This window comes from Rathayibacter sp. YIM 133350 (assembly GCF_037404875.1).
Classification (GTDB): domain Bacteria; phylum Actinomycetota; class Actinomycetes; order Actinomycetales; family Microbacteriaceae; genus Orlajensenia.
In genome coordinates this window covers 11981-37014 of the sequence record NZ_JBBELO010000029.1, presented here as the reverse complement: position 1 = coordinate 37014, position 25034 = coordinate 11981, and the positions used below count along the sequence as shown (strand labels likewise).

The window sequence follows — 25034 nt, the reverse complement described above, 5'->3', positions numbered from 1 at the left end:
TGGAGAAATCCCACGCCAAACCTGCCTGTGGAGGACGGGCGCGGGGCCCGACAATCACGGCGTCGCGAGGCGTGCGGAGCGGACTCCGACCCGTCGTCGGACCGCGACGCCGACTACCGCCAGTACGAGCAGCACGATCACGCTCTGCTCCAGCACGGCGATCCAGCCGACGGACGCTGCGCTCACGAGGCCGACCCAGCAGTACGTGAGCACCGCGCCCGCCGCGAGCCCGAGCACGTCGAGCCGGTACAGCGCCGCGATGATTCCGCCGAGTAGCAGCAGCGCCACGAGCAGCCCGCACACCAGCCAGGGCGAAAGGGCGCCGAGGTGGTCGACGAGCATGTACCCGCTCGTGGTGGCGAACGCGAGAAGCACGGCCGGCCAGAGGGGTCTCGTCCCTCGTGGCGAACGCCGCGGCATCCGAAGGGCGACCGGCACCGCGACGCCGGCGATGGCAGCGGCACCGACCAACTGGCCCGCCTGCGCCGCAAAGCCGGCCGCCACTGTCGTGAAGAAGAAGATGGCGGCCGCGCCGACGATGCAGAGCACCACCGCGACGATGACGTCGCCGACGCGGAGCCACGGCGCCTGGCGCTGCGGGAGTCTCGGCGGCCGGTCCGGCAGGGGATCGGGGTAGAGCGCCTCGGCGATCGCGATCGGCGCGCCGATGCTCCAGATCACGTGCAGGCTGAGCACGAAGATGGTCCACGGCCCGCCGATGCCCACCGCGGGGATGAAGCCGGGGTCGAGCAATCGCCGGCCCGCGAAGTCCGGATTGAACAGCGATTGGTCGATCAACCCCTCCTCGATCACCCCGAAGGCGAGCGCGAGCAACAGCATCGCCGGCCAACCGCGGCCGCCCCGCCGGGTGATCTCACGGATGAGCACGGCCGCCGATCCGTAGAACGCGGTGAACAGCACGAGTTGGGCGACCTGCTGCCCGGGTGAGCCGATGCCGCCCAGCCACTGGTCGCCGAGCAGGAACTCCGCGATGCCGGACGAGAGGAGAGCGAGCGTGAGGACTCGCAGCATGCGTGTCATGGTTCGAGCGTGCGCCTGCGCACATCGGGGAAGCCACGATCGCCGTCACGTTTCGCGAGTGACATCCGTCACGGGAGCACGAGGCGTCGCTCAGCGGCCCTCGAGCAACGCGAGGGTGTGGGCGACGACCTCGGCCGGGCCGTTGTGCCGGCGCAGGCTCTCGCCGATGCGTTCGGCCGCGGCCCGGTAGGACGCATCCGAGCTCACCCGCCGCCAGCCGTCGAGAACGGCGCGAGGCGAAGGGGTGCCCGTGCGCAGGCTGATGCCGGCGCCGGTCCAGTCGATGCGCGCAGCGATGTCGGGCTTGTCGATGTCTCCGCCGGCCACGACGAGCGGGATGCCGTGCTCGAGCGCGGCGAGCACGCCGCCCCAGCCTCCGTTCGTGAGCATGACGTCGACACGCGGCAGCAGATCGTCATAGGGCAGCAGGTCGGCGACGTACGCGTTCGACGGCACAGGGAAGGGCAGCTGCTGCACGCCCCGTCGGCCCGTTGCGGCGACGATGCGCACCCCCTGGCGCCCGAGCGCGGTCATCGCCGGGCGCAGCAGGTCGTCGGGATCGACGTTGAGCGTGCCCTGCGTCACGTGCACGACCGGCGCGCCCGGTGCGGCGATCTCGTCCCACCAGTCCGGACGCGGCAGGCTCGATGCGGGCGACGCCAGTGCGCCGACGAAGACGACCCGGGTGGGGTAGTCGCTGCGCGGGAACTCCAGTTCGGGCACTCCGCTCGCGCAGAACAGCTGAGGCGAATACCACGCCTGTTCGAACCGTCGCCCGGCGAGCGGGAGTCCCGCTGCGCTGCGCTGGCGCTCGTACGAGCGCTGCATGCCCCGCGTGGTGATCCGTACGAGGGACCGCAGGGCGGCATCCCGTGCTCGTCCGAGCGCAGAGCGGCTGGGCCGCAGCCCGAGCATCGGCGGGGGCAGCTCTGGACTGAGGAAAGACAGCGGAACGATGCCGACCGTGACCCACGGCGATCCGAAGCGCTCGAACGCGAGGTGGGCGCCCTGACTCAGTCCGTCGGCGACGATGACGTCCCATGGCCTCTCGTCCCAGGCGGCCGAAAGATCCTCGAGCTGCCGGGCGCCCGTCGCGATGAAGATCTGCTCGACGTTCGCCAGCATCTGACGCGGTCCCTTGCGGTCGCGCAGGGCCGGAAAGGCCGCCTCCAGGTCGTTCTCGTCGAAGTCGGGCGCTGCCCTCCAGAGCACGACCTCGGCGCCCAGCGCGCGGAAACGCGGAGCATGTGCTGCGCCCGTGTAGACGCGCACCGTGTGGCCGTCGGCGAGGAAGGCCTCGACCACCGCGGCGAGCGGCGCGACGTGGCCGACGAAGGGCATGACGGCGACCATCACATCGACCATGCGCACGAGTGTGGCATCAGCCGGGGGAGCATGCCACCCGTGCTGGCCCTGATGCTCATGCGGGGAGAGCCCGTGTCGGGAATGGGCGCCCTCCCCGATGAGTGCCGTTGCCGGATGCAGTGCAATGGACGACGTCGCCGCGTCAGCCGGCGCCACCAGCCCCTCCCACCCGAACCGCTCTGAAAGGAGCCCCCTGCCCATGTCCGCCCTCACCGTTGCCGCCCCGCTGGGAAGCGCAGCAGCCTCCGCACCCACCCTTCCGGCGCCGAGCGTCACCGCGACGATCCTCGACCGCTTCGACAAGGCCCAGGCCGTCCTTCAGGGCTTCCTGGCCCGCTACTCGGTCGCCGCGCTTCGCGTCAGCCTCGGGCTGGTCTTCCTCGTCTTCGGCGTGCTCAAGTTCTTCCCCGGGGTCAGCCCGGTCGAGGCGCTCGTGGAGCGCACCTGGAACGCGCTGACCTTCGGCATGATCGACGGATACGCCGCCCTCGCCCTGACGGCCGCCCTGGAGAGCATCGTGGGCATCATCTTCGTCACCGGTCGGTTCGTGCGGTTCGGACTCCTCGTGCTCGCGGCGACCTTCGTCGGCATCTTCTCGCCGCTCGTGTTCTTCTTCGGCGACCTCTTCACCGCCGCAGGTCCGACGCTCACCGCGCAGTACATCCTGAAAGACGTCGTGCTCGTCGCGGCCGCCGCCGTCGTCGCATCCAAGGTCCTCGACAGGTCGCGCACGGCCTGAACGAGCGTGCCCAGAGCGCGGCCTCCGTCACTCGACGGAGGCCGCGCTGCTATGCTCGTGTGAGTTTGACAACCTTTAAGGCCGTCCAGTGAGGCGGGGAAGGGGGTCGGTATACGTGGCGCGCACCGTGCTCACCGACGCTGACATCACGCGGGCTCTCACCCGCATCTCGCACGAGATCCTGGAATCCAATCGCGGAGCATCCGATCTCCTCATCCTCGGCATCCCGACGCGGGGCACGATCCTCGCTCGCCGCATCGCCGCGACCATCCAGCGCATCGAACCGGATGCTCCCGCAGAGCTCGCGGGCTCGCTCGACGTGACGATGTATCGCGACGACCTGGGCCGCACGCGCACGCGCACCCCCTCGCCGACGCAGATCCCCTCGGACATCGACGGCAAGACGATCGTGCTCGTCGACGACGTGCTCTACTCGGGCCGCACCATCCGCGCCGCGTTCGATGCGCTCAGCGACCTGGGCCGCGCCCGCGCCGTGCGGCTCGCGGTCCTCGTGGACCGCGGCCACCGCGACTTCCCGATCCGGGCGGACTTCGTGGGCAAGAACCTGCCGAGTGCGACCTCGGAGCGCATCAACGTGCACCTCGCCGAGATCGACGGCGAGGACTTCGTCGCCATCGAGGGGGGTGCCGAGTGAAGCACCTGCTCTCCACGCGCGACCTCTCCCGTGAGAACGCCCTGCAGATCCTCGACATCGCCGAGGACATGGCGGATGTGCAGCAGCGCGAGGTGAAGAAGCTCCCGACGCTGCGCGGCAAGACGGTCGTCAACCTGTTCTTCGAGGACTCCACCCGCACGCGCACCTCGTTCGAGGCGGCGGCGAAGCGGCTCTCGGCCGACGTGATCAACTTCAGCGCGAAGGGATCGAGCGTCTCCAAGGGCGAGAGCCTCAAGGACACCGCCCAGACGCTCGCGGCCATCGGAGCCGACGGCGTCGTCATCCGTCACAGCGCTTCGGGGGCCCCGCAGGTGCTCGCCCAGAGTGAGTGGATCTCGGCGGGCATCATCAACGCGGGCGACGGCACCCACGAACACCCCACGCAGGCGCTGCTGGATGCCTTCACCCTGCGCCGGCGGGTGCACGAGGCGGCGAGTCGGGGGCGCGACCTCGACGGCCTGAACGTCACCATCGTCGGCGACATCCTGCACTCGCGGGTCGCGCGCTCCAACGTGTGGCTGCTGAGCCTGCTCGGAGCGCACGTGCACCTGGTCGCACCGCCCACGCTGCTTCCGGTCGAGATGGCCGGATGGCCGGCGAGCATCGGCTACGACCTCGACGAGGCCGTCGCCGCCCAGCCCGACGCCGTGATGATGCTGCGCATCCAGCAGGAGCGCATGCTCGGCGGATTCTTCCCCAACAGCCGGGAGTATTCCCGGGCATGGGGACTGGACGACGAGCGCTTCGCCCGTCTTCGCCCCGATACGATTGTCATGCACCCCGGCCCCATGAATCGCGGGCTGGAGATCTCTGCCGCCGCAGCCGACTCACCGCAGTCGAGCGTGCTGGAGCAGGTCGCGAATGGAGTCTCCGTGAGAATGGCCGCCCTCTACCTCTTGCTGTCGGGCGAACCGGAGTCCGCACGATGAGCGCGGCGAGCTACCTCATCCGCGGGGCCCGCATCGCCGGAGGCGAGCGTGCCGACATCCTGCTCGACGGCGGCATCATCGCCGAGGTGGGTTCGGGTCTCTCCGCCCCGGATGCGCGGGTGATCGACGCCGACGGGCTCATCGCCCTGCCCGGGCTGGTCGACCTGCACACGCACCTGCGCGAGCCCGGCTACGAGCACAGCGAGACCGTGCTCACGGGCAGCCGCGCCGCAGCTGCCGGGGGGTACACCGCCGTCTTCGCCATGGCCAACACCTCGCCCGTCGCCGACACCGCCGGTGTGGTCGAGCAGGAACTCGCCCTCGGCGAGGCCGCCGGGTTCGTCACCGTTCAGCCGATCGGCGCGGTGACCGTCGGCCTGCAGGGGGAGAGGCTCGCCGAGCTCGGCGCCATGGCCCGCTCCCGTGCCGCCGTGCGCGTCTTCTCCGACGACGGCTTCTGCGTCTGGGACCCGCTGCTCATGCGCCGCGCCCTCGAGTACGTGAAGGCCTTCGACGGCGTCATCGCCCAGCACGCCCAAGAGCCGCGGCTCACCCAGGGCGCGCAGATGAACGAGGGTGCCCTCTCGGGCGAACTCGGCCTGACCGGCTGGCCGGCCGTCGCCGAAGAGGCGATCATCGCCCGCGACGTGCTGCTGGCCGAGCACGTCGGATCCCGGCTGCACGTCTGCCACGTCTCGACCGCGGGATCGGTCGAGGTCATCCGGTGGGCCAAGGCCCGCGGCATCCGCGTGACCGCAGAGGTCACGCCCCACCACCTGCTGCTCACGGAAGACCTCGTGAGCTCGTACGACGCCCGCTACAAGGTGAACCCGCCCCTGCGCTCCCGGGAAGACGTCGAGGCGGTGCGCGCCGCGCTCGCCGACGGCACCATCGACATCGTCGCCACCGACCACGCCCCGCACCCGGTCGAGGCCAAGGAGGTGGAGTGGGACGCCGCGGCCAACGGCATGGTCGGGCTCGAGTCCGCTCTCTCCGTCGTGCACTGCGCCCTCGTTGCCGACGGCCGCCTGGACTGGGACGACGTCGCCCGCGTGATGTCGCAGACGCCCGCGCGCATCGGCGGCCTGCGCGGGCACGGCGAGTCCCTCGCCGCCGGAGCCGCGCCGGAGCTCGTGCTCTACGACCCCGAGGCCGCGCACGAGTTCAGCGCCTCCGACCTCGCCGGCAAGAGCCGCAACTCGCCCTACCTCGGACGATCCCTTCCGGGCCGGGTCGTCGCGACCTTCCACCACGGCTACGCGACGGTGCTGGATGCGGCGCCCCTTGACGCGGCCGAGATCGCCGAGCAGGCACGGGCGGCCCGCGCATGAAGAATCTGCTCCCCGTGACGATCATCGTGATCGTGCTGCTGCTCGTGCTGGCCGCCATGTGGTGGGGTTGGCGGGCGCGTCGCCGTCGTGACGTGCACGCGAGCGCGTATCCGCTGCCGCAGGCCGTGCAGTCCCCGCTCGCCGGCGTCGCCGCCTTCTACGTCGCCACCACCCGGCACGAGCTGCCGCTGGAGCGACTGGCCATCCGAGGCCTCGACTACCGCGCCAAGGCACGGCTCGCGGTCGGAGCCGACGGCGTGCGGCTCGACATCCCGGGCAGCGACCCTCTCTGGATTCCCGTCACCGCACTGAGGGGCGCCGGTCAGGCCACCTACGCGATCGACCGCGTCGTGGAGCAGGGCGGCCTGCTCTGCCTCACCTGGCAGCCGCTCGGCAGCGAGCACCCCGCCGACAGCTACCTGCGCGTTCCCGACGAGCCGGAACGCCTCCGCGTGCTCGAGGCACTGCGTCGCATCCTTCCCGCATCCGCATCCACTGAAAGCGAGGCCTGAGATGGTCGAGACCCGCATTCCCCGTCCCGCCGTGCTCGTGCTCGAAGACGGCACCCGCTTCCGCGGCCGAGCCTTCGGCGCCGAGGGCCGCACCGTGGGCGAGGCGGTCTTCGCCACCGGCATGACCGGCTACCAGGAGACCCTGACCGACCCGAGCTACGCCGGCCAGATCGTGCTCATGACGGCGCCCCACATCGGCAACACCGGCATGAACGACGCCGACGAGGAGTCCTCGCGCATCTGGGTCGCGGGCTTCGTCGTGCGCGAGCCCAGCCGCGTCGTGTCCAACTTCCGCTCCCAGCGCTCGCTCGACGACGACCTCGTCGAGGCAGGGGTAGTTGGCATCAGCGGCATCGACACGCGTGCGCTGACCCGCCATCTGCGCTCATCCGGTGCCATGCGCGCCGGTGTCTTCAGCGGTGCGGATGCCGAACTCAGCGAGTCCGAGCACCTCGAGATCGTGCGCAGCAGCGACGAGATGCGCGGACGCAACCTCTCGGGAACCGTCTCGACGACCGAGCGCTACACCGTTCCGGCACAGGGAGAGCGCGTTGGCACCGTCGCCGTGCTCGACCTCGGGGTGAAGACGAGCACGCTGAACTTCCTCGCCGAGCGCGGCTTCGACGTCGTCGTACTGCCGCAGACGGTCACGGCGGACGAGATCCTCGCGCTGGAGCCGAGCGCGCTGTTCTACTCCAACGGCCCGGGCGACCCGGCGGCATCCGAGGACCACGTCGAGATCCTGCGCACCGTGCTCCGCAACGACGTGCCCTACTTCGGCATCTGCTTCGGCAACCAGCTGCTCGGCCGCGCGCTGGGCTTCGACACCTACAAGCTGCCGTTCGGCCACCGCGGCATCAACCAGCCCGTGCTCGACAAGTCCACGGGACGGGTGGAGATCACCTCGCACAACCACGGCTTCGCGGTGGACGCCCCGATCGATGAGATCAGCCAGTCACGCGAGGGCTTCGGACGCGTGGAGGTCAGCCACTACGACCTCAACGACAACGTCGTCGAGGGCCTGAACTGCCTGGACATCCCGGCATTCAGCGTGCAGTACCACCCCGAGTCTGCGGCAGGACCGCACGACGCCAACTACCTGTTCGACCGGTTCCGCGACATGGTCGTGGCCCGCACCAACGAGAAGGACTCCCACTGATGCCCAAGCGCGACGACATCCAGAGCGTCCTCGTCATCGGTTCCGGCCCGATCGTCATCGGGCAGGCGGCCGAGTTCGACTACTCGGGAACCCAGGCGTGCCGGGTGCTGCGCGAGGAGGGCGTCCGGGTCATCCTGGTCAACCCGAACCCCGCGACGATCATGACCGATCCCGACTTCGCCGACGCGACCTACATCGAGCCGATCACCTGGCAGATCATCGAGACGATCATCGCCAAGGAGAAGCCGGATGCGATCCTGCCGACGCTCGGCGGCCAGACCGCGCTCAACGCCGCGATCGCCCTGCACGAGCACGGCATCCTCGAGAAGTACGGCGTGGAGCTCATCGGAGCCAAGTTCGAGGCCATCCAGAAGGGCGAGGACCGCCAGATCTTCAAGGAGCTCGTCATCGAGGCGGGCGCGGAGGTTGCGCGCAGCCACATCGCGACGACGGTCGAACAGGCCAAGGAGTTCGCCGAAGACCTCGGCTACCCGCTCGTGGTGCGCCCGTCGTTCACCATGGGCGGCCTCGGTTCGGGCTTCGCCTACACCGAGGAGGACCTCGTGCGCATCGCGGGCCAGGGCATCCACGACTCGCCGACGCACGAGGTGCTGCTCGAGGAGTCGATCCTGGGCTGGAAGGAGTACGAGCTCGAGCTCATGCGCGACACGGCCGACAACACCGTCGTGGTCTGCTCGATCGAGAACGTCGACCCGGTCGGCGTGCACACCGGCGACTCCATCACCGTCGCCCCTGCGCTCACCCTGACCGACCGCGAGTACCAGAAGATGCGCGACATCGGCATCGACATCATCCGCGCCGTCGGCGTGGACACCGGCGGATGCAACATCCAGTTCGCCGTCGACCCCGAGAACGGCCGAATCATCGTCATCGAGATGAACCCCCGGGTCTCGCGCTCCTCGGCACTGGCGTCGAAGGCCACCGGCTTCCCGATCGCCAAGATCGCAGCGAAGCTCGCCATCGGGTACCGGCTCGATGAGATCCCGAACGACATCACGAAGGTCACTCCGGCGAGCTTCGAGCCGACGCTCGACTACGTCGTCGTCAAGGTTCCGCGGTTCGCCTTCGAGAAGTTCCCCGCCGCAGACCCCACGCTCACGACGACCATGAAGTCGGTCGGCGAGGCCATGGCCATCGGCCGCAACTACGCCTCCGCGCTGCAGAAGGCGCTGCGCTCCCTCGAGAAGCGCGGCTCGTCCTTCCACTGGGGCGAGGAGCCCCGCAGCGTCGAGGACCTGCTCGAGACCATCACGACGCCGACCGATGGCCGCATCGTCACGGTGCAGCAGGCGCTGCGCAAGGGCGCGAGCCCCGAGCAGGTCTTCGAGGCCACCAAGATCGACCCCTGGTTCATCGACCAGATCGTGCTCATCAACGAGGTGGCCGAGGCCATCGCATCCGCGGAGTACCTCAGCGTCGACCTGCTGCGCTCCGCCAAGGACCACGGCTTCTCGGATGCCCAGATCGGCCAGCTGCGCGGCTTCGGCGATGAGGCGGACCGCACGGTGCGCGACATCCGCCACGAACTCGGCGTGCGTCCCGTCTACAAGACGGTGGACACCTGCGCCGGCGAGTTCCCCGCGCTCACCCCGTACCACTACTCGAGCTACGACGAGCAGACCGAGGTCGAGCCGAGCGATCGGCGCAAGATCGTCATCCTCGGATCGGGCCCGAACCGCATCGGCCAGGGCGTCGAGTTCGACTACTCCTGCGTGCACGCCTCGTTCGCCCTCTCGGATGCGGGCTACGAGACGATCATGATCAACTGCAACCCCGAGACGGTCTCGACGGACTACGACACGAGCGACCGGCTCTACTTCGAGCCCCTCACGCTCGAGGACGTGCTCGAGGTCATCCACGCCGAATCCCAGTCGGGCGAGCTCGTCGGAGTCGTCGTCCAGCTCGGCGGCCAGACCGCCCTCGGACTCGCGAAGGGCCTGGAAGAGGCGGGCATCACGATCCTCGGCACGAGCCCGGCAGCGATCGACCTCGCCGAGGAGCGCGGCGCCTTCAGCCGCATCCTCGAGGACGCCGGCCTGCTCGCACCCCGCAACGGCACCGCCGTCGACTACGCCGGCGCCCTGGTGGTCGCCGAGGAGATCGGCTACCCGGTGCTCGTGCGGCCGAGCTTCGTGCTCGGCGGCCGCGGCATGGAGATCGTCTACGACTCGCCGAGCCTGGCCGACTACTTCGAGCGCATCGCGAGCCAGGGCATCGTCGGGCCCTCGCATCCGCTGCTCGTGGACCGTTTCCTCGACGACGCCATCGAGATCGACGTCGACGCGCTCTACGACGGCACCGAGCTCTACATCGGCGGCGTGATGGAGCACATCGAGGAGGCCGGCATCCACTCCGGCGACTCGAGCTGCACCCTGCCGCCGGTCACGCTCGGCCGCGGCGAGGTCGACCGCGTGCGCGAGGCCACGCTCGCGATCGCGGAGGGCGTCGGCGTGCGCGGACTGCTGAACGTGCAGTTCGCCATCGCCGCCGGCGTGCTCTACGTGCTCGAGGCGAACCCGCGCGCGAGCCGCACCGTTCCCTTCGTCTCGAAGGCGCTCGGCATCCCGCTCGCGAAGGCGGCGTCGCTCATCATGACGGGGCGCACCATCGCCGAGCTGCGCGAGAGCGGCCTGCTGCCGCAGGAGGACGGCTCGCGGGTGCCCCTCGACGCGCCCGTCGCCGTCAAGGAGGCCGTGCTGCCGTTCCGCCGCTTCCGCACCCGCGACGGCCGCATGGTCGACTCGGTACTCGGCCCCGAGATGCGCTCGACCGGCGAGGTCATGGGCATCGACCGCGACTTCCCGCGCGCCTTCGCCAAGAGCCAGCTCGCGGCCTACGGCGGGATGCCGCTCGATGGCACGATCTTCGTCTCGGTATCGGATCGTGACAAGCGCGCCATCACAATGCCGATGTTCCGGCTGCAGCAGCTCGGCTACACGATCGTGGCCACGGAGGGCACCGCCGAGGTGCTGCGCCGCAACGGCATCCCCGTGAGCGTCGTCGGCAAGTACAGCGAGAAGACGGCCGAGAGCGGCGACACCATCGTCGACCTCATCAACCGCAGCGAGGTGGATGTGGTGATCAACACCCCGAGCGGGCGCAGCGCCCGCGCCGACGGCTACGAGATCCGGGCGGCGGCCGTCGCCGGGGACATCCCGTTGTTCACCACCATCGCCGAACTCTCCGCGGCGGTCGGCTCGCTCGACGCCGTGAAGGGCGGCTTCGAGGTCACGAGCCTGCAGGAGTACGCCGAGCAGCGGGACGCGCGCCGATGACCCCGTTCGGCGACCGCCTCGAGGAGGCCTTCCAGCTGCGCGGACACCTGTGCGTCGGCATCGATCCGCACTCCTGGCTGCTCTCCAAGTGGTCGCTCGATGACTCTGCGGCCGGGGCGCGCGAGTTCGGCCTACGGGTCGTGGACGCCGCCTTCGGCCGTGCGGCCTTCGTGAAGCCCCAGGTCTCGTTCTTCGAGCGCTTCGGCTCTGCGGGCTTCGCCGCCCTCGAGCGGATCCTCGCCGAGGCGCGCTCTGCGGGCATCCTGAGCATCGCCGACGCCAAGCGCGGCGACATCGGCTCGACTCTCGAGGCCTACGCGCAGGCCTGGCTGCGACCGGGCGCGCCTCTCGAGGCCGACGCCCTCACCCTCAGTCCCTACCTCGGCGTGGCCTCGCTGCACGGCGCGCTCTCGTACGCCGCCGCCAACGGCAAGGGAGTCTTCGTGCTCGCGGCCACCTCGAACCCCGAGGCCGCGACCCTGCAGAAGGCGCGGCTGGCGGAGGCGGACACCTCGATCGCCGCGAGCGTGCTCGCCGACCTGCACGCCGTCAATGCGGCGGGTCCGTCGTCGCGATTCGGCTCGGCCGGGGCGGTTCTCGGCGCCACGCTGAACCTGCGCGGCTTCGGCATCGACATCGACGCGGAGCAGCCGGGGGCGGCGCTTCCCGTGCTCGCACCGGGCTTCGGCCATCAGGGCGCGGTGCTCGGCGACCTGCGCACGATCTTCGGTTCGCTGTCTTCGGGTGTCATCGTGTCGGAGTCTCGCAGCATACTGGAGGCTGGACCCGAAGGCATCGCGGACGCGATCGCTCGCCGTGCAGACGAAGTGGAGGCGCACCGTGGCTGAGAACGGCACCCGGTACGGCACCCCGCCCGAGGTCGATCGGGTCGCGGCATCCCGCGCGGCGGTCGCCGCCCGGCGTGCCCGCGCGGCGGTGAAGGCCGACCTCGCATCGGGGTCGAGGAACCCCCTCGACGTGCTGCGTGTGGCCGCCGAAGAGCCGGAGAGCGTCGAGGGCGGCATCCGGGTCACGGAGTTCCTCACCTCCATCCCCTCCATCGGCGTCACGAAGATGCAGCGCTTCATCGCCGAGCTCGGCATCTCACCCGCCAAGCGCCTCGGCGGCCTCGGTCGCCACCAGCGACGTCGCCTGCGCGCGTTCCTCGCCGACCGGCTCGCCGCCCGGGCCGGGCGGGCAAACCGGCTCGTCGTTCTCGCCGGCCCCACCGCCGTCGGCAAGGGGACGGTGGCCGCGCACATCCGCGAGAACTACCCCGACGTGCTGCTCTCGGTCTCGGCGACGACGCGCGCCCCGCGGCCCGGCGAGGTCGAGGGCGTGAGCTACTTCTTCGTCGACGACGACGAGTTCGACCGCATGGTCGCCGACGGCGAGTTGCTCGAGCACGCCACGGTGCACAACGCCTACCGCTACGGCACCCCGCGGCGACCGGTCGAGCAGGCCCTGGCCGATGGCCGCAGCGTGCTCCTGGAGATCGACATCCAGGGCGCCCGCGCCGTACGGCGTGCGATGCCCGAGGCGACGCTGGTGTTCCTGCAGCCGCCGAGCTGGGACGAACTCGTGCGCCGCCTCATCGGGCGTGGCACCGAGGACGGCGCCGAACAGCAGCGCCGGCTCGAGACGGCGAAGGTCGAATTGGCCGCCGTCGACGAGTTCGACCACGAGGTCCTGAACGCCGACGTCGGAACAGCGGCCCGCGAGGTCGTAGACTTGATGCAGACTCGCACGCCTCGGCGCTGATTCAGCGCGCCCTTCCGGCGGCATCCGCACCACCCGACGACCCTCACAAGGAGTTCCCCCATGGCTGACAAGCTCACCGGCATCATCGACCCGCCCATCGACGAGCTGCTGTCGAAGGTGGACTCCAAGTACGCCCTCGTCATCTTCGCCTCCAAGCGGGCGCGCCAGATCAACGACTACTACGCCGACCTGCACGACGGCAGCCTCTTCGACAACGTCGGGCCCCTCGTGGACTCCTCCATCGACGACAAGCCCCTCTCGGTCGCGATGCACGAGATCAACGAGGACAAGCTCGAGCTGCGCCCCAACGTCGACTGAGCGCCACGCCGCCGTGGGCCTGAACGTCGTCGTCGGCATCGCCGGAGGCATCGCCGCTTACAAGGCGGTCAACGTCGTGCGCCAGCTCGTGCTCGCGGGGCATTCCGTTCACGTCGTCGCGACGGATGCCGCCCTCCGGTTCATCGGCAAGCCGACGCTCGAGGCGATCTCGCGCAACCCGGTGAACACCGACCTCTACGAGGGTGTCGCCGAGGTGCGGCACGTCGCCATCGGCCAGGCGGCCGACCTCATCATCGTGGCCCCCGCCACCGCGAACACGATCGCGAAGCTCGCGGCCGGGCTCGCCGACGACCTGCTCGGCAACACCATCCTGGCGAGCACCGCGCCCCTGGTGATCGCGCCGGCGATGCACACCGAGATGTGGCGGAACGCCGCGACGGTGCGCAACATCCAGACCCTGCGCGATCGGGGGGTCAGCATCGTCGGCCCGGCCGTCGGGCAGCTCACCGGCGCCGACTCCGGTCCCGGCCGGCTCGAGGAGCCCGAGGTCATCGTCGAGGCGGCCCTGGCCGCCTACGAGGCGCACGCCGCCGTATCCGGGGCGCGCGACCTCGCCGGCCGGCACGTCGTCATCACCGCGGGCGGAACCCGGGAGCCCCTCGACCCGGTGCGCTTCCTCGGCAACCGCTCGAGCGGCAAGCAGGGCGTCGCCCTGGCCTCCGCGGCGCGTGCCCGCGGCGCCGAGGTGACCCTCATCGCCGCCCACATCGAAGTGCCCGTCCCCGAGGGCGTGAGCCTCGTGAACGTGTCGACGGCGCTCGAACTGCAGCAGGCCGTCTCGACGGCCGCCGCCACAGCAGACGTGCTCGTCATGGCCGCCGCCGTGGCCGACTACCGGCCGGCCGAGGTGCGCGAGCAGAAGATCAAGAAGGAGGCCCAGGGCGAGACCCTGGAGCTCACCCTCGTGAAGAACCCCGACATCCTCGCGGGCATCGCGGCCGATCGCCGTGACGGGCAGGTCATCGTGGGCTTCGCCGCCGAGACCGCCGCGGATGACGCGGAGCTGCTCGAGACCGGCCGCGCCAAGATCCTGCGGAAGGGCGCCGACCTGCTGGTCCTGAACAGGGTGGGGTGGCAGACGGGGTTCGCCACCGACGGCAACACGGTGAAGGTGCTCGATCGGGCCGGTGCTATCGTGATCGAGGCCTCCGGCACCAAGCTGTCGGTGGCCGATCGTATTCTCGACGCCATCATCGCGTTCGGCTGATCGCCGCGCGCCGACGTCGGGTTCCGCGCATCCCATGACGCTCGTCACATCAGAAACGGGGCACCATGCCAGATCTTCGGCTGTTCACCTCTGAGTCCGTCACCGAGGGGCATCCCGACAAGATCTGCGACCAGGTCTCCGATTCCATCCTCGATGCCCTGCTCGCGGCCGATCCGCACGCCCGAGTGGCCGTCGAGACGCTCGTGACCACGGGCCTCGTGCACGTCGCCGGCGAGGTCACCACCTCCGCGTACGTCGAGATTCCCGCCATCGTGCGCAACAAGATCACCTCCATCGGCTACGACTCCTCGGACGTCTGGTTCGACGGCCGCTCCTGCGGCGTCAGCATCTCGATCGGGTCGCAGTCGCCCGACATCGCGCAGGGCGTGAACGACGCCCACGAGAGCCGTGAGGGCGGTAGCGGCGACCCGCTCGACCGCCAGGGCGCCGGCGACCAGGGCATCATGTTCGGCTACGCCACGACCGAGACGCCGCAGCTCATGCCGCTGCCGATCTGGGTGGCGCACCGGCTCTCCGAGCGCCTCTCCGAGGTGCGGCACGCCGGCCTCGTGGACTACCTGCGCCCCGACGGCAAGACGCAGGTCACGATCGGCTACGAGGGCTCCGTTCCCCGCACCGTCGAGACGGTCGTGCTCTCCACGCAGCACTCGCCGCAGGTCTCCACCCAGACGCTGCGCGCCGAGGTCGAGGAACTCGTCATCCGGCCCGTTCTCGAGAGCGTGGAACTGGCCGCCCCCGATCTGAACATCCTCATCAATCCCACCGGGCGCTTCGAGATCGGCGGGCCGCAGGGCGACGCCGGCCTCACCGGGCGCAAGATCATCATCGACACCTACGGGGGAGCCAGCCGCCACGGCGGGGGCGCCTTCAGCGGCAAGGACCCCTCGAAGGTCGACCGCTCGGCGGCGTACGCCATGCGCTGGGTGGCCAAGAACGCGGTGGCCGCCGGGCTGGCCGAGCGTCTGGAGGTGCAGGTCGCCTACGCGATCGGAAAGGCCGCGCCGGTCGGCCTCTACGTGGAGACCTTCGGCACCGGCCACGTGCCCGACGAGGCCATCACGCGCGCCATCCGCGAGGTCTTCGACCTGCGGCCCGCTGCCATCATCCGCGACCTCGACCTGCTGCGGCCCATCTACGCGCAGACCGCGAGCTACGGCCACTTCGGCCGCGAACTGCCCGACTTCACCTGGGAGAAGCGGGATCGCGTCGATGAGCTGCGCGCGGCCGCCCATCTCTAGGCCGTGAGCGGCGCAGCGCCGCGCGTCGCCCGGGTCGTGATCGACTCGCCGCTGCCGCAACTGGACCATCCGTTCGACTACCGCGTACCCGCCGAACTCGCCGAAGAGGTCGGCGTCGGCATGCGCGTGCGCGTGCCGTTCGGCAACGGCTCGCGGGCGATCGCGGGCTACGTCGTCGAGCTCATCGACGCCGGGCAGTCGGAGTTCGACGGAAGACTCGGAGAGCTGGAATCGCTCGTCTCGGCGGCCCCCGTGCTGACGCCCGAGCTCGCCGTGCTCGCGCGCACCCTGACCGACCGGGCCGCCGGGCGCATGAGCGACCTGCTGCGCGTTGCCATCCCCCCGCGCCAGGTGCGCGTCGAGAAGCGCTGGCTGGCGGCCGACCCGGTGCCTCCCGTCCAGGTCCCGGCGACCGCCGTGAGCGGATACGCGTCCGACTTCGCCGACGAACTGGCTGCAGGCGGGCGGGTGGCGGCCGCGGCGATCCCGCGGCTCGTGCGCCTCGCGTCGGGCGAGTGGGTGGGGGCGTGGGCGCTGACCCTCGCCGAGCTCGCCGCCCGCACGCTGGCGGCCGGGCGAAGCAGCATCCTCGTGGTTCCCGACCATCGCGACCAGGCGCAGCTCGCCGCTGCCCTGGCCGCCCTCATCCCCGCCTCGGCGACCGCGACCCTCGACGCCCGCCAGCCCGACGCCGAACGCTACGCCGCCTTCCTGCGCTGCCTCGAGCCCGCGCCGGTCGTCGTTATCGGCAACCGGTCCGCCGTCTACGCCCCGGCGAGCTCCCTCGGGCTCCTCGCCGTCTGGGACGACGGCGACCCCCTCTACGCCGAGCCGCTCGCCCCCTACGTGCACACCCGCGATGCCGCCCTCGTGCGCCAGGAGCAGAGCGGCTGTGCCCTGCTCCTGCTCGGGCACACCCGCTCCGTCGAGACGGAGAGGCTCGTGCAGATCGGCTGGCTGAGTGCGCACGAGCCGCACCGTCCGCCGCGGCCGCGGGTGGTGCCGACCGCCCTGCAGAGCGTGGAGGATGCCGCGGCGCAGGCCGCGCGCATCCCCTCGACCGCGTGGCGAGAGGCGCGCGCCGCACTGGCCGACGGTCCGGTGCTCGTGCAGGTCGCGAGCCCCGGCTACGCGCCATGGGTCGCCTGCGCGAGCTGCCGGGAGGCCGCCCGCTGCCAGCGCTGCCACGGCCCGCTCGGGGTCGCTCGAGCCGGGGGAGTGCCGAGCTGCCGCCTCTGCGGCGCCGTCGCCGCGGGCTGGACGTGCGAGAACTGCGGCGGCCACGAGCTGCGCACCGTGGGCGTCGGCTCCCAGCGCACGGCGGAGGAGCTGGGCCGTGCCTTCCCCGGGGTGCGCGTCATCCTCGCCGACGGCGAGCACACCGTGCTGCGCGTCGAGGGCACTCCCGCGCTGGTCATCGCCACGCGAGGCGCCGAGCCAATCGCCGCCGGCGGCTACGCGGCGGTGCTGCTGCTCGACGGCGAACGGATGCTCGCCCGCGAGTCGTTGAGGGTGGGGGAGGACTGCCTGCGCTGGTGGTCCAATGCCGCCGCATTGGCGGCTCCCGGTGCACCGGTGCTGCTGGCCGGCGTGAGCGGGCCCGTTGCGAGCGCACTCACCTCGTGGCGGCAGGCCGAGTTCGCCCGGGCGGAGCTCGCCGACCGGCGTGCCCTGCGCTTTCCGCCGGCGGTGCGCGTCGCCTCGCTGCGCGGCACCGCGGACGAGGTGGGCGAGGCGCTTCGCGCCCTCGAGAGCCTTCCCGCCCTCGACGTGCTCGGTCCCGTTCCGAGCACCGAGGGGGTGCGCGCGGTGCTCCGGTTCGACTACTCCGCCGGCGCGGCCATCGCGGCCGAGTTGCGGGCCATGCTCATCCGCGTCGCCACGAGATCACGCCGCGGCCCGAAGGCCCGGCGCTCCGCGCCTACACTCAGAGTGCGGTTCGACGACCCCGAGACCTTCTAGCCGAGAACCGGAACGCATCTGATGAGACTTGTCTTCGCCGGCACGCCAGCCGTGGCCGTGCCCTCACTGAACGCCCTGCTGACGGCGGGCCACGACGTGCTCGCCGTCATCACGCGGGAGGATGCGCCGCTCGGGCGCAAGCGCACCCTTACGCCCTCGCCGGTCGCCGTGGCGGCCGAGGCCGCCGGACTGCCGGTGATCCGGGCGAACCGCCTGGGTGAGGAGGTCACGGCCGCGGTGCTGGGCCTCGAACCCGAACTCGGCGTCGTCGTGGCGTACGGCGGCCTCGTGCGCGAACCGCTGCTCTCCGGACCCCGGCACGGCTGGGTGAACCTGCACTTCTCACTGCTGCCGCGCTGGCGGGGCGCATCGCCCGTGCAGCGGGCTCTCGCGGCCGGTGATTCCGTCACCGGGGCCGCCGTCTTCCAACTCGTCCCCGAGCTCGACGCGGGCGACGTGCTCGGCGAGCTGCGCCGGCTGATCGGTGACCGCGACACCGCCGGCTCGCTCCTGGAGGCGCTCAGTGCCGAGGGAGCCGAGCTGCTGGCCGACGTGGTCACGGGCATCGAGCAGGGCACCGCGCAGGCCAGGCCCCAGCAGGGGGAGCCGACGTTCGCGCCCAAGCTCACGCTCGATGACGCCCGCATCGACTGGAGTCGACCGGTGGCTGCCGTCGACGCCGGCATCCGTGCCGTCACGCCGGAGCCGGGCGCATTCACGAGCGTCGACGGCGTGCGCGTGAAGGTGCTCGATGCGGTGCCGAGCGATCTGGAGGTGCCGCTGTCCTCCGGTCGGATCCGTTCGGTCGAGCGGCGCGTGCTCGCGGGAACCGGGTCGACGCCGCTCGAGCTGCTCCGAGTGCAGCCGGCAGGCAGGAACGCCATGGCTGCTGCGGACTGGTGGCGCGGCCTGAACACGAACGAGGGGAGCGCCGAATGAGCGCGTCCGTGCAGCCCGCACGCCGGATCGCCTTCGAGGTGCTGAGCGCCGTCGATACCGGCGACGCCTACGCGAACCTGCTGCTTCCCGTGCGCCTGCAGCGCGCCAAGCTGTCGCCGGCGGATGCCGCGCTCGCGACGGAGCTCACCTACGGCACGCTGCGCCTGCGCGGGTTCTACGACCGGGTGATCGAACTGACGGCGGGCCGGCCGATCGAGGCGATCGATGAGCCGGTACGGCAGGCGCTGAGGCTCGGTGCGCACCAGCTGCTCTCGATGAGGGTCGCCTCGCACGCCGCCGTCAACGAGTCCGTCGAACTCGCGCGTGAGCACGCCTCCCGGTCGGCGTCGGGCTTCACGAACGGCGTGCTGCGCACGGTCGCGCGATCCACCCTCGAGGAATGGCGCGGCGCCATGATGGCCGAGGAGGGCGATCCCGACGAGCGCCTCGCGCTGCGGTTCGCGCATCCCGCCTGGATCGTGCGCGCCTTCCGGCAGGCGCTCGCGGCCGAGGGACGGGCCGATGAGCTCGAGGCGCTGCTCGCGGCCGACAACGACGCGCCGCTCGTCAACCTCGTCGCCCTGCCCGGCCTGGTCGACGCCCCGTCCACGAGCGCCCTCGGCGAACCGGATGGTTACTCCCCGGTGGGCTACCGGCTCGCCGGCGGTGATCCGGCCCGCATCATGGACTCCACGGGCGGGCGGGTGCGCGTTCAGGATGAAGGCTCGCAGCTGGCCGCGCTCGCCCTCAGCCGGGCACGACCCGTCGGCCCGGGCGAACGCTGGCTCGACCTCTGTGCCGGTCCCGGCGGTAAGGCCGCCCTGCTCGCGGCCGAGGCGCTGGCGTCGGGGGCGGCATTCGCCGCCAACGAGCTCGTCCCCGCCCGTGCGCAGCTCGTGCGCTCCGCCCTCGCGGCCGTTCCCGGCGATATCGAGGTCACCGAGACCGACGGCACGCAGGCCGACCGGCTCTTCCCCGAGTCCTTCGACCGCATCATGCTCGACGCGCCCTGCACGGGCCTCGGCGCGCTGCGCCGTCGCCCCGAGGCGCGCTGGCGCAAGACCCCGAAGGACGTCGGCGAGCTCAGTGCCCTGCAGGCCCGGCTCTTCGACGCGGCCGTCGGCGCCCTGAAGCCCGGCGGCATCCTCGCCTACGTCACGTGCTCGCCGCACGTGGGGGAGACGATCGGCATCGTGCGCGGCGGCGTCGAACGGGCCGGCGGCACCCTCGTGCAGACGGATGCCCGCGCCGTGCTCGCCGGTCTCACCCGGCATCCGCTCGAGCTGGCAGGCGACGGGTTGAGCGCCCAGCTCTGGCCGCACCGGCACGGCACCGACGCCATGTTCATCTCGCTGTTCGAGAAGCTCCCGATAGCCTGAGGCAATGGCGACGCGCATCAACCCCTCGATCCTGTCGGCCGACTTCGCGAACCTGCAGAGCGAGCTCGAACGCATCCGGAGTGCCGACCTCGTTCACGTCGACGTCATGGACAACCACTTCGTGCCGAACCTCACGATCGGCCTGCCCGTGGTGCAGCGGCTCGTCGAGGTCACGCCGCTGCCGCTCGACGTGCACCTCATGATCGAGGACCCCGACCGCTGGGCACCCGGATACGCCGAAGCGGGCGCCTTCTCGGTGACCTTCCACGTCGAGGCCGCCGCCGAGCCGGTGCGACTGGCCCGCGCCCTGCGCGATCGCGGTGCGCGAGCCGGCCTCGCCCTGAAGCCCGGCACTGCCCTCGAGCCCTACCTCGAGATGCTGCCCGAGTTCGACCAGGTGCTCATCATGACCGTCGAACCCGGTTTCGGCGGCCAGAGCTTCCGCGCCGAGACCATGCCCAAGCTGCGCCGGGCGGCGGAGGCGGTGCGCGCCTCGGGCGCCGACATCTGGCTGCAGGTCGACGGCGGCATCACCACGCAGACCATCCTCACCGCGGCTGAGGCCGGTGCCGACACCTTCGTCGCCGGCTCCGCCGTGTTCAACAGTGGCGATCCCGATGCCGCCATCCTCGGCCTGCGCGAGGCCGCGGCGTCACACCAGCACGGGCACCGGTAACGTAGAGCGGGTGAAGACTTTCGAGGATCTCTTCGCCGAGCTGTCCGAGAAGGCGGCAGCACGGCCCGAGGGCAGCGGCACCGTGCGCGAGCTCGACGCCGGCGTGCACGCCATCGGCAAGAAGATCGTCGAGGAGGCCGCCGAGGTGTGGATGGCGGCGGAGTACCAGAGCGACGAGGAGACCTCCGAGGAGATCTCCCAGCTGCTCTACCACCTGCAGGTGCTCATGCTCGCCAAGGGCCTGAGCCTCGGCGACGTGTACCGACATCTGTGATCGCATCCGCCATCACCCATGTCCGTCATCCCATCGCCTGAGGCATCACTGCCCGAGGAAGGCCCCGCCATGCTGAGAATCGCCGTACCCAACAAGGGCTCGCTCTCCGAAGCCGCCATCGCCATGCTGCAGGAGGCCGGTTACAGCGGCCGCCGCGACCCCCGAGAGCTGCACGCGGCCGATCCGCGCAACGAGGTGGAGTTCTTCTACCTGCGCCCACGCGACATCGCGACCTACGTGGGTTCGGGCGCCCTCGACGTCGGCATCACCGGCCGCGACCTGCTGCTGGACTCCGGATCCAGCGCGGCCGAGGTCGCCGAGCTCGGCTTCGGCGGGTCGACCTTCCGCTTCGCGGGCCCTCCCGGGCGTTTCACCGACCTCGCCGACCTCGAGGGTGTGCGCGTGGCGACGAGCTACCCCGGCCTCGTCGGCGCCTTCCTCGCACGCCAGGGCGTGACGGCGCAGCTCGTCAACCTCGATGGTGCCGTGGAATCCGCGGTGCGACTGGGCGTTGCGGATGCGGTGGCCGACGTCGTCTCCACCGGCTCGACCCTGCGCACCGCCGGGCTGCAGATCTTCGGGCCGGTGATCCTGGAGTCCACCGCAGTACTGATCGACTCGGGCGAGAGCAAGCCCGGAGCCGCCACTCTGCTGCGGCGACTGCAGGGCGTGCTCGTCGCCCGCCAGTTCGTGCTCATGGACTACGACATCCCGGCGGAGCTGCTCGAGGAGGCGGCCCGGGTGGCGCCCGGCATCGAGTCGCCGACGGTCTCGCCGCTGCAGAACGCGAGCTGGTACGCCGTGCGTGTCATGGTGCCCCGCGACGACACCAACCAGGTGATGGATCGGCTCTACGAGCTCGGCGCCCGCGCCATCCTCGTCAGCAGCATCCACGCCGCCCGGCTGTGAGGAGCGCGCGATGAGCCTGTCCGTGCGCGTCATCCCGTGCCTCGACGTCGCCGGCGGCCGCGTCGTGAAGGGCGTCAACTTCCGCGGGCTGCGCGACGCCGGCGACCCCGTCGAACTCGCCCGCCGCTATTACGAGCAGGGTGCCGACGAGCTCACCTTCCTCGACGTGACGGCGACGGTGGATGACCGCTCGACGACCTACGACGTGGTGGCGGCCACCGCAGAGCAGGTCTTCATCCCGCTCACCGTCGGTGGCGGCGTGCGCAGCACCGACGACGTCGCCCGCCTGCTCGCGAGCGGTGCCGACAAGGTGGGGGTGAACAGTGCCGCGATCGCGCGCCCGGCGCTGCTCGGCGAGATCGCCGACCGCTTCGGCGCCCAGGTGTGCGTGCTCTCGCTCGACGTGAAGCGCGCGGCGCACACCGCATCCGGCTTCGTCGTCACGACGCACGGCGGCCGAAGCGAGACCGACCTCGACGCCCTCGAATGGGCCGCCCGGGCGATCGAGCTCGGCGCCGGGGAGCTGCTCGTCAACTCGATCGACGCCGACGGCACCAAGAACGGCTTCGACCTCGAACTCGTGGCGGCGATGCGGGCGCTCTCGAGCGTTCCCGTGATCGCCTCCGGCGGGGCAGGTGCCCTCGAGCACTTCGCCCCGGCGATCGCGGCCGGGGCGGATGCCGTGCTCGCCGCGAGCGTCTTCCACGACGGCATCATGCAGATCGGCGAGGTCAAGCACGCGCTCGCCGAAGAAGGGTTCACGGTACGGCGATGAACGTCGATGAGGTTCTGGAACGCACGGAGTTCAACCGCGACGGGCTGCTCCCCGCCGTCATCCAGCAGTGGGACAGCAAGGACGTGCTCATGCTCGGCTGGATGGACCGCGAGGCCCTGCGGCGCACCCTGACCGAGGGCAGGGTGACGTTCTGGTCGCGGTCCCGCCAGGAGTACTGGCGCAAGGGAGACACCTCCGGCCACGCCCAGTACGTGCGCGCAGCGGCCCTGGACTGCGACGGCGACACCCTGCTCGTGCAGGTCGAGCAGATCGGCGCCGCCTGCCACACCGGAGCGCACAGCTGCTTCGACGTCGACCCCCTCTCACCCGTCACCCTGGAGCGCGAATGAGCACCTCACCCTCCGGTTCCATGGACCGCGCCCAGTTCGATGCGCTGAGCAGCGATCACCGGGTCATCCCCGTCATCCGCGAGCTCTTCGCCGACGCCGAGACACCGGTCGGCGTCTATCGCAAGCTCACCTCGGGCCGGGCGGGAACCTTCCTGCTCGAGTCCGCGGAGCAGGGCGGCATCTGGTCGCGCTACTCCTTCGTCGGGGTCTCGTCGTTCGGCGTGCTCACGCAGGACGGCGACGCCCTGCTGTGGCAGGGCAGCGACGGCGACCGCATCCTCGGCGATGCCCTGCAGCTGCCCCCTCTGGAGGCGCTCGCCCGGGTCTACGAGCGCTGGCAGACGCCCGCCGTCGCGGGCCACCCGCCCCTGACCGGCGGTCTCGTGGGCTTCGTCGGCTGGGAGGCCGTTCGCCAGCTCGAGCGGCTGCCGAACCAGCCGCCCGCCCAGATGCGGATGCCGTCGCAGGCCTTCGCCTTCGTCGCCGACCTCGTCGTCATCGACCACCGCGTGGGAACGGTCTCGCTCGTCGCGAACGTGCTGAACGACTCCACCGCGAGCGTCGACGGCCTCTGGGACCAGGCGCAGGCGCGCCTGGACGCGATGCAGGCGGCCCTGGCCGCACCGACCGAGCCGGCGCTCGCGCACATCGACCTCGCCACGGCGGCGCAGCCGCGGCCGCGCACGCGGCAGGAGGACTACGAGGCCGCCGTCGAGGCCGCGAAGCACTACGTGCGCGAGGGCGACGTCTTCCAGGTCGTCATCTCGCAGCGCTTCGAGCACGAACTGAGCGCTGAACCGCTCGACGTCTACCGGGTGCTGCGCTCGCTGAACCCGAGCCCGTACATGTACCTGCTGAGCCTGCAGGACACGGGGGGAGCGCCGTACGCCATCGTCGGCTCCTCGCCCGAGTCGCTCGTGAAGGTGCAGGACGGGCGGGTGTTCACGCATCCGATCGCCGGTTCGCGGCCGCGCGGGGCGACGCCCGAGCGGGATGCGGAGCTCGAGACCGAGCTGCTCGCCGATGAGAAGGAGCGCTCGGAGCACCTGATGCTCGTCGACCTCGCCCGGAACGACCTCTCCCGGGTCGCCGCGGCCGGCTCCGTCGAGGTCACCGAGTTCATGCGCGTCGAGCGGTTCAGCCACATCATGCACATCGTCTCCTCGGTCGAGGGCGATCTCGCACCCGGACGCACCGCGATCGACGCCTTCCGGGCGACGTTCCCGGCCGGCACCCTGTCGGGTGCGCCGAAGCCGCGCGCCCTCGAGATCATCGACGAGCTCGAGCCCGCGCAGCGCGGCCTGTACGGCGGGGTCGTCGGCTACTTCGGGCTCGGCGGCGATGCCGACCTCGCCATCGCCATCCGCACCGCCGTGCTCATCGGCGACACCGCGCACGTGCAGGCCGGAGCGGGCCTCGTGGCGGACTCGGACCCCGCCGCCGAGCACGTCGAGGCGCAGAACAAGGCGGCCGCCCCCTTGCGCGCCGTCGCGATCGCCAACGCGATGAGGCGGGTGCCGTGACCACGACCTCGCGCGGTCGGCGCCTGAAGTTCGCCGTGATCGCCGTGCTGCTCGTGGCCGCGGCACTCGCGCTGACGGCGGCGACGCAGACCTGGTTCACCCTCACGCTGCGCGCATCGGGGGCCAGGCTCCCGGTGAGCGGAGCAGTGGCGGCGCCGGCGCTGAGCGCCCTGGCGTTCGCGGGAATCGCGCTGGCCGCCGCGCTCGCCATCGCCGGCCCCGTCATCAGGCTCGTGCTCGGCGCGCTCGGAATCGTCCTCGGCGGCGCGATCGTGCTGGCCGCCGGTCTCGCGCTCAGCGACGCCGTCGCCGCCGGAGCGCCCGCCGTCACGAGTTCGACGGGGGTCTCGGGCCAGGACTCGGTGCACGCCCTCGTGAGCGCGGTCGCCACCACGCCGTGGCCCGTCCTCGCCATCGTCGCCGGTGTGCTCGTCGCGCTCGGCGGCCTCGCGGTACTCCTCACCGCCCGGCTGTGGCCGGCGTCCTCCCGGCGCTACCAGGCGGTGCGGCTCGAGGCAGCCGATGGAACCGGCCGGGCGCCGGATGCCGTCGACGAGTGGGACGAGCTCAGCCGTGGCGACGATCCCACTGCGCGCTGACCCGGCCGCATCCGCTTCACCGTTAGACTTTCAA

General features: G+C 71.2%; 24 protein-coding genes. 22 read left to right on the top strand and 2 right to left on the bottom strand.

What is annotated here, in order from left to right; translation table 11 throughout:
• Positions 1 to 54 precede the first annotated feature (54 nt).
• Positions 55 to 1032, bottom strand: a complete 978-nt coding sequence (locus WDJ51_RS09630) for a hypothetical protein (RefSeq protein ID WP_337852238.1) — start codon at positions 1030 to 1032, stop codon at positions 55 to 57.
• 99 nt (positions 1033 to 1131) lie between these two features.
• Positions 1132 to 2406: a glycosyltransferase gene (locus tag WDJ51_RS09625; protein WP_337852237.1), complete on the bottom strand. Its 1275-nt coding sequence runs from the start codon at positions 2404 to 2406 to the stop codon at positions 1132 to 1134.
• A gap of 199 nt (positions 2407 to 2605) precedes the next feature.
• Here WDJ51_RS09625 and WDJ51_RS09620 point away from each other — a divergent pair, with 199 nt between their 5' ends.
• The 22 genes from WDJ51_RS09620 (at position 2606) to WDJ51_RS09515 (ending at position 25000) form a co-directional block, all read left to right on the top strand.
• Positions 2606 to 3145 (top strand): DoxX family membrane protein, encoded by a 540-nt coding sequence (locus tag WDJ51_RS09620; protein WP_337852236.1) that lies wholly within the window; start codon positions 2606 to 2608, stop codon positions 3143 to 3145.
• Between the two features lie 115 nt (positions 3146 to 3260).
• The gene (gene pyrR, locus WDJ51_RS09615) at positions 3261 to 3800 is read left to right on the top strand and encodes a bifunctional pyr operon transcriptional regulator/uracil phosphoribosyltransferase PyrR (RefSeq protein ID WP_337852235.1); all 540 of its coding nucleotides are present in this window, start codon (positions 3261 to 3263) and stop codon (positions 3798 to 3800) included.
• A complete protein-coding gene (locus WDJ51_RS09610; RefSeq protein WP_337852234.1) occupies positions 3797 to 4750 on the top strand; it encodes an aspartate carbamoyltransferase catalytic subunit in 954 nt (317 codons plus the stop codon). The genes pyrR and WDJ51_RS09610 overlap by 4 nt, the downstream gene beginning before the upstream one ends.
• Positions 4747 to 6081, top strand: a complete 1335-nt coding sequence (locus WDJ51_RS09605; protein ID WP_337852233.1) for a dihydroorotase — start codon at positions 4747 to 4749, stop codon at positions 6079 to 6081. Before WDJ51_RS09610 ends, WDJ51_RS09605 begins: the two co-directional genes overlap by 4 nt.
• Positions 6078 to 6593 carry a PH-like domain-containing protein gene (locus WDJ51_RS09600; protein ID WP_337852232.1) on the top strand — a complete coding sequence of 172 codons (516 nt, stop codon included), beginning with the start codon at positions 6078 to 6080 and terminating at the stop codon, positions 6591 to 6593. Before WDJ51_RS09605 ends, WDJ51_RS09600 begins: the two co-directional genes overlap by 4 nt.
• A gap of 1 nt (position 6594) precedes the next feature.
• Positions 6595 to 7752: a glutamine-hydrolyzing carbamoyl-phosphate synthase small subunit gene (gene carA, locus WDJ51_RS09595; RefSeq protein ID WP_337852231.1), complete on the top strand. Its 1158-nt coding sequence runs from the start codon at positions 6595 to 6597 to the stop codon at positions 7750 to 7752.
• Positions 7752 to 11048, top strand: coding sequence for a carbamoyl-phosphate synthase large subunit (gene carB / locus WDJ51_RS09590; RefSeq protein WP_337852230.1), 3297 nt, complete (start codon positions 7752 to 7754; stop codon positions 11046 to 11048). The genes carA and carB overlap by 1 nt, the downstream gene beginning before the upstream one ends.
• On the top strand, positions 11045 to 11896 hold the full coding sequence (pyrF, locus tag WDJ51_RS09585; protein WP_337852229.1) for an orotidine-5'-phosphate decarboxylase: 852 nt from the start codon (positions 11045 to 11047) through the stop codon (positions 11894 to 11896). The genes carB and pyrF overlap by 4 nt, the downstream gene beginning before the upstream one ends.
• Entirely contained in the window at positions 11889 to 12809 is a 921-nt protein-coding gene (gene gmk / locus WDJ51_RS09580; RefSeq protein ID WP_337852228.1) for a guanylate kinase, read from the top strand. Before pyrF ends, gmk begins: the two co-directional genes overlap by 8 nt.
• A 60-nt stretch (positions 12810 to 12869) precedes the next feature.
• Positions 12870 to 13127: a DNA-directed RNA polymerase subunit omega gene (rpoZ, locus tag WDJ51_RS09575; protein WP_337852227.1), complete on the top strand. Its 258-nt coding sequence runs from the start codon at positions 12870 to 12872 to the stop codon at positions 13125 to 13127.
• Positions 13128 to 13146: 19 nt separating this feature from the next.
• The gene (coaBC, locus tag WDJ51_RS09570) at positions 13147 to 14355 is read left to right on the top strand and encodes a bifunctional phosphopantothenoylcysteine decarboxylase/phosphopantothenate--cysteine ligase CoaBC (RefSeq protein WP_337852240.1); all 1209 of its coding nucleotides are present in this window, start codon (positions 13147 to 13149) and stop codon (positions 14353 to 14355) included.
• Positions 14356 to 14420: 65 nt separating this feature from the next.
• Positions 14421 to 15614 carry a methionine adenosyltransferase gene (metK, locus tag WDJ51_RS09565; protein WP_337852226.1) on the top strand — a complete coding sequence of 398 codons (1194 nt, stop codon included), beginning with the start codon at positions 14421 to 14423 and terminating at the stop codon, positions 15612 to 15614.
• 3 nt (positions 15615 to 15617) lie between these two features.
• Entirely contained in the window at positions 15618 to 17576 is a 1959-nt protein-coding gene (locus WDJ51_RS09560) for a primosomal protein N' (RefSeq protein WP_337852225.1), read from the top strand.
• Between the two features lie 21 nt (positions 17577 to 17597).
• Positions 17598 to 18515, top strand: a complete 918-nt coding sequence (gene fmt / locus WDJ51_RS09555; protein ID WP_337852224.1) for a methionyl-tRNA formyltransferase — start codon at positions 17598 to 17600, stop codon at positions 18513 to 18515.
• Positions 18512 to 19894: an RsmB/NOP family class I SAM-dependent RNA methyltransferase gene (locus WDJ51_RS09550; protein ID WP_337852223.1), complete on the top strand. Its 1383-nt coding sequence runs from the start codon at positions 18512 to 18514 to the stop codon at positions 19892 to 19894. Before fmt ends, WDJ51_RS09550 begins: the two co-directional genes overlap by 4 nt.
• Positions 19895 to 19898: 4 nt before the next feature.
• Positions 19899 to 20570 (top strand): ribulose-phosphate 3-epimerase, encoded by a 672-nt coding sequence (rpe, locus tag WDJ51_RS09545; protein ID WP_337852222.1) that lies wholly within the window; start codon positions 19899 to 19901, stop codon positions 20568 to 20570.
• 10 nt (positions 20571 to 20580) lie between these two features.
• Complete coding sequence (locus WDJ51_RS09540; RefSeq protein ID WP_337852221.1) at positions 20581 to 20844, top strand: phosphoribosyl-ATP diphosphatase; 264 nt, start codon at positions 20581 to 20583, stop codon at positions 20842 to 20844.
• A gap of 69 nt (positions 20845 to 20913) precedes the next feature.
• Positions 20914 to 21753: an ATP phosphoribosyltransferase gene (hisG, locus tag WDJ51_RS09535; protein WP_337852220.1), complete on the top strand. Its 840-nt coding sequence runs from the start codon at positions 20914 to 20916 to the stop codon at positions 21751 to 21753.
• Between the two features lie 10 nt (positions 21754 to 21763).
• Entirely contained in the window at positions 21764 to 22528 is a 765-nt protein-coding gene (gene hisF / locus WDJ51_RS09530) for an imidazole glycerol phosphate synthase subunit HisF (RefSeq protein ID WP_337852219.1), read from the top strand.
• The gene (gene hisI, locus WDJ51_RS09525) at positions 22525 to 22878 is read left to right on the top strand and encodes a phosphoribosyl-AMP cyclohydrolase (RefSeq protein ID WP_337852218.1); all 354 of its coding nucleotides are present in this window, start codon (positions 22525 to 22527) and stop codon (positions 22876 to 22878) included. The genes hisF and hisI overlap by 4 nt, the downstream gene beginning before the upstream one ends.
• Positions 22875 to 24401, top strand: a complete 1527-nt coding sequence (locus WDJ51_RS09520; protein WP_337852217.1) for an anthranilate synthase component I — start codon at positions 22875 to 22877, stop codon at positions 24399 to 24401. Before hisI ends, WDJ51_RS09520 begins: the two co-directional genes overlap by 4 nt.
• Positions 24398 to 25000: a Trp biosynthesis-associated membrane protein gene (locus tag WDJ51_RS09515; protein ID WP_337852216.1), complete on the top strand. Its 603-nt coding sequence runs from the start codon at positions 24398 to 24400 to the stop codon at positions 24998 to 25000. The genes WDJ51_RS09520 and WDJ51_RS09515 overlap by 4 nt, the downstream gene beginning before the upstream one ends.
• The last annotated feature ends 34 nt before the right edge of the window (positions 25001 to 25034 follow it).

Bases quoted from the DNA above. Each gene is read 5' to 3' on its own strand.
- WDJ51_RS09630 (WP_337852238.1), bottom strand. From the start codon at position 1,032: ATGCTGCGAGTCCTCACGCTCGCTCTCCTCTCGTCCGGCATCGCGGAG.
- WDJ51_RS09625 (WP_337852237.1), bottom strand. From the start codon at position 2,406: ATGGTCGATGTGATGGTCGCCGTCATGCCCTTCGTCGGCCACGTCGCG.
- WDJ51_RS09620 (WP_337852236.1), top strand. From the start codon at position 2,606: ATGTCCGCCCTCACCGTTGCCGCCCCGCTGGGAAGCGCAGCAGCCTCC.
- WDJ51_RS09605 (WP_337852233.1), top strand. From the start codon at position 4,747: ATGAGCGCGGCGAGCTACCTCATCCGCGGGGCCCGCATCGCCGGAGGC.
- WDJ51_RS09600 (WP_337852232.1), top strand. From the start codon at position 6,078: ATGAAGAATCTGCTCCCCGTGACGATCATCGTGATCGTGCTGCTGCTC.
- carA (WP_337852231.1), top strand. From the start codon at position 6,595: ATGGTCGAGACCCGCATTCCCCGTCCCGCCGTGCTCGTGCTCGAAGAC.
- carB (WP_337852230.1), top strand. From the start codon at position 7,752: ATGCCCAAGCGCGACGACATCCAGAGCGTCCTCGTCATCGGTTCCGGC.
- pyrF (WP_337852229.1), top strand. From the start codon at position 11,045: ATGACCCCGTTCGGCGACCGCCTCGAGGAGGCCTTCCAGCTGCGCGGA.
- rpoZ (WP_337852227.1), top strand. From the start codon at position 12,870: ATGGCTGACAAGCTCACCGGCATCATCGACCCGCCCATCGACGAGCTG.
- metK (WP_337852226.1), top strand. From the start codon at position 14,421: ATGCCAGATCTTCGGCTGTTCACCTCTGAGTCCGTCACCGAGGGGCAT.
- fmt (WP_337852224.1), top strand. From the start codon at position 17,598: ATGAGACTTGTCTTCGCCGGCACGCCAGCCGTGGCCGTGCCCTCACTG.
- WDJ51_RS09550 (WP_337852223.1), top strand. From the start codon at position 18,512: ATGAGCGCGTCCGTGCAGCCCGCACGCCGGATCGCCTTCGAGGTGCTG.
- rpe (WP_337852222.1), top strand. From the start codon at position 19,899: ATGGCGACGCGCATCAACCCCTCGATCCTGTCGGCCGACTTCGCGAAC.
- hisG (WP_337852220.1), top strand. From the start codon at position 20,914: ATGCTGAGAATCGCCGTACCCAACAAGGGCTCGCTCTCCGAAGCCGCC.
- hisF (WP_337852219.1), top strand. From the start codon at position 21,764: ATGAGCCTGTCCGTGCGCGTCATCCCGTGCCTCGACGTCGCCGGCGGC.
- hisI (WP_337852218.1), top strand. From the start codon at position 22,525: ATGAACGTCGATGAGGTTCTGGAACGCACGGAGTTCAACCGCGACGGG.
- WDJ51_RS09520 (WP_337852217.1), top strand. From the start codon at position 22,875: ATGAGCACCTCACCCTCCGGTTCCATGGACCGCGCCCAGTTCGATGCG.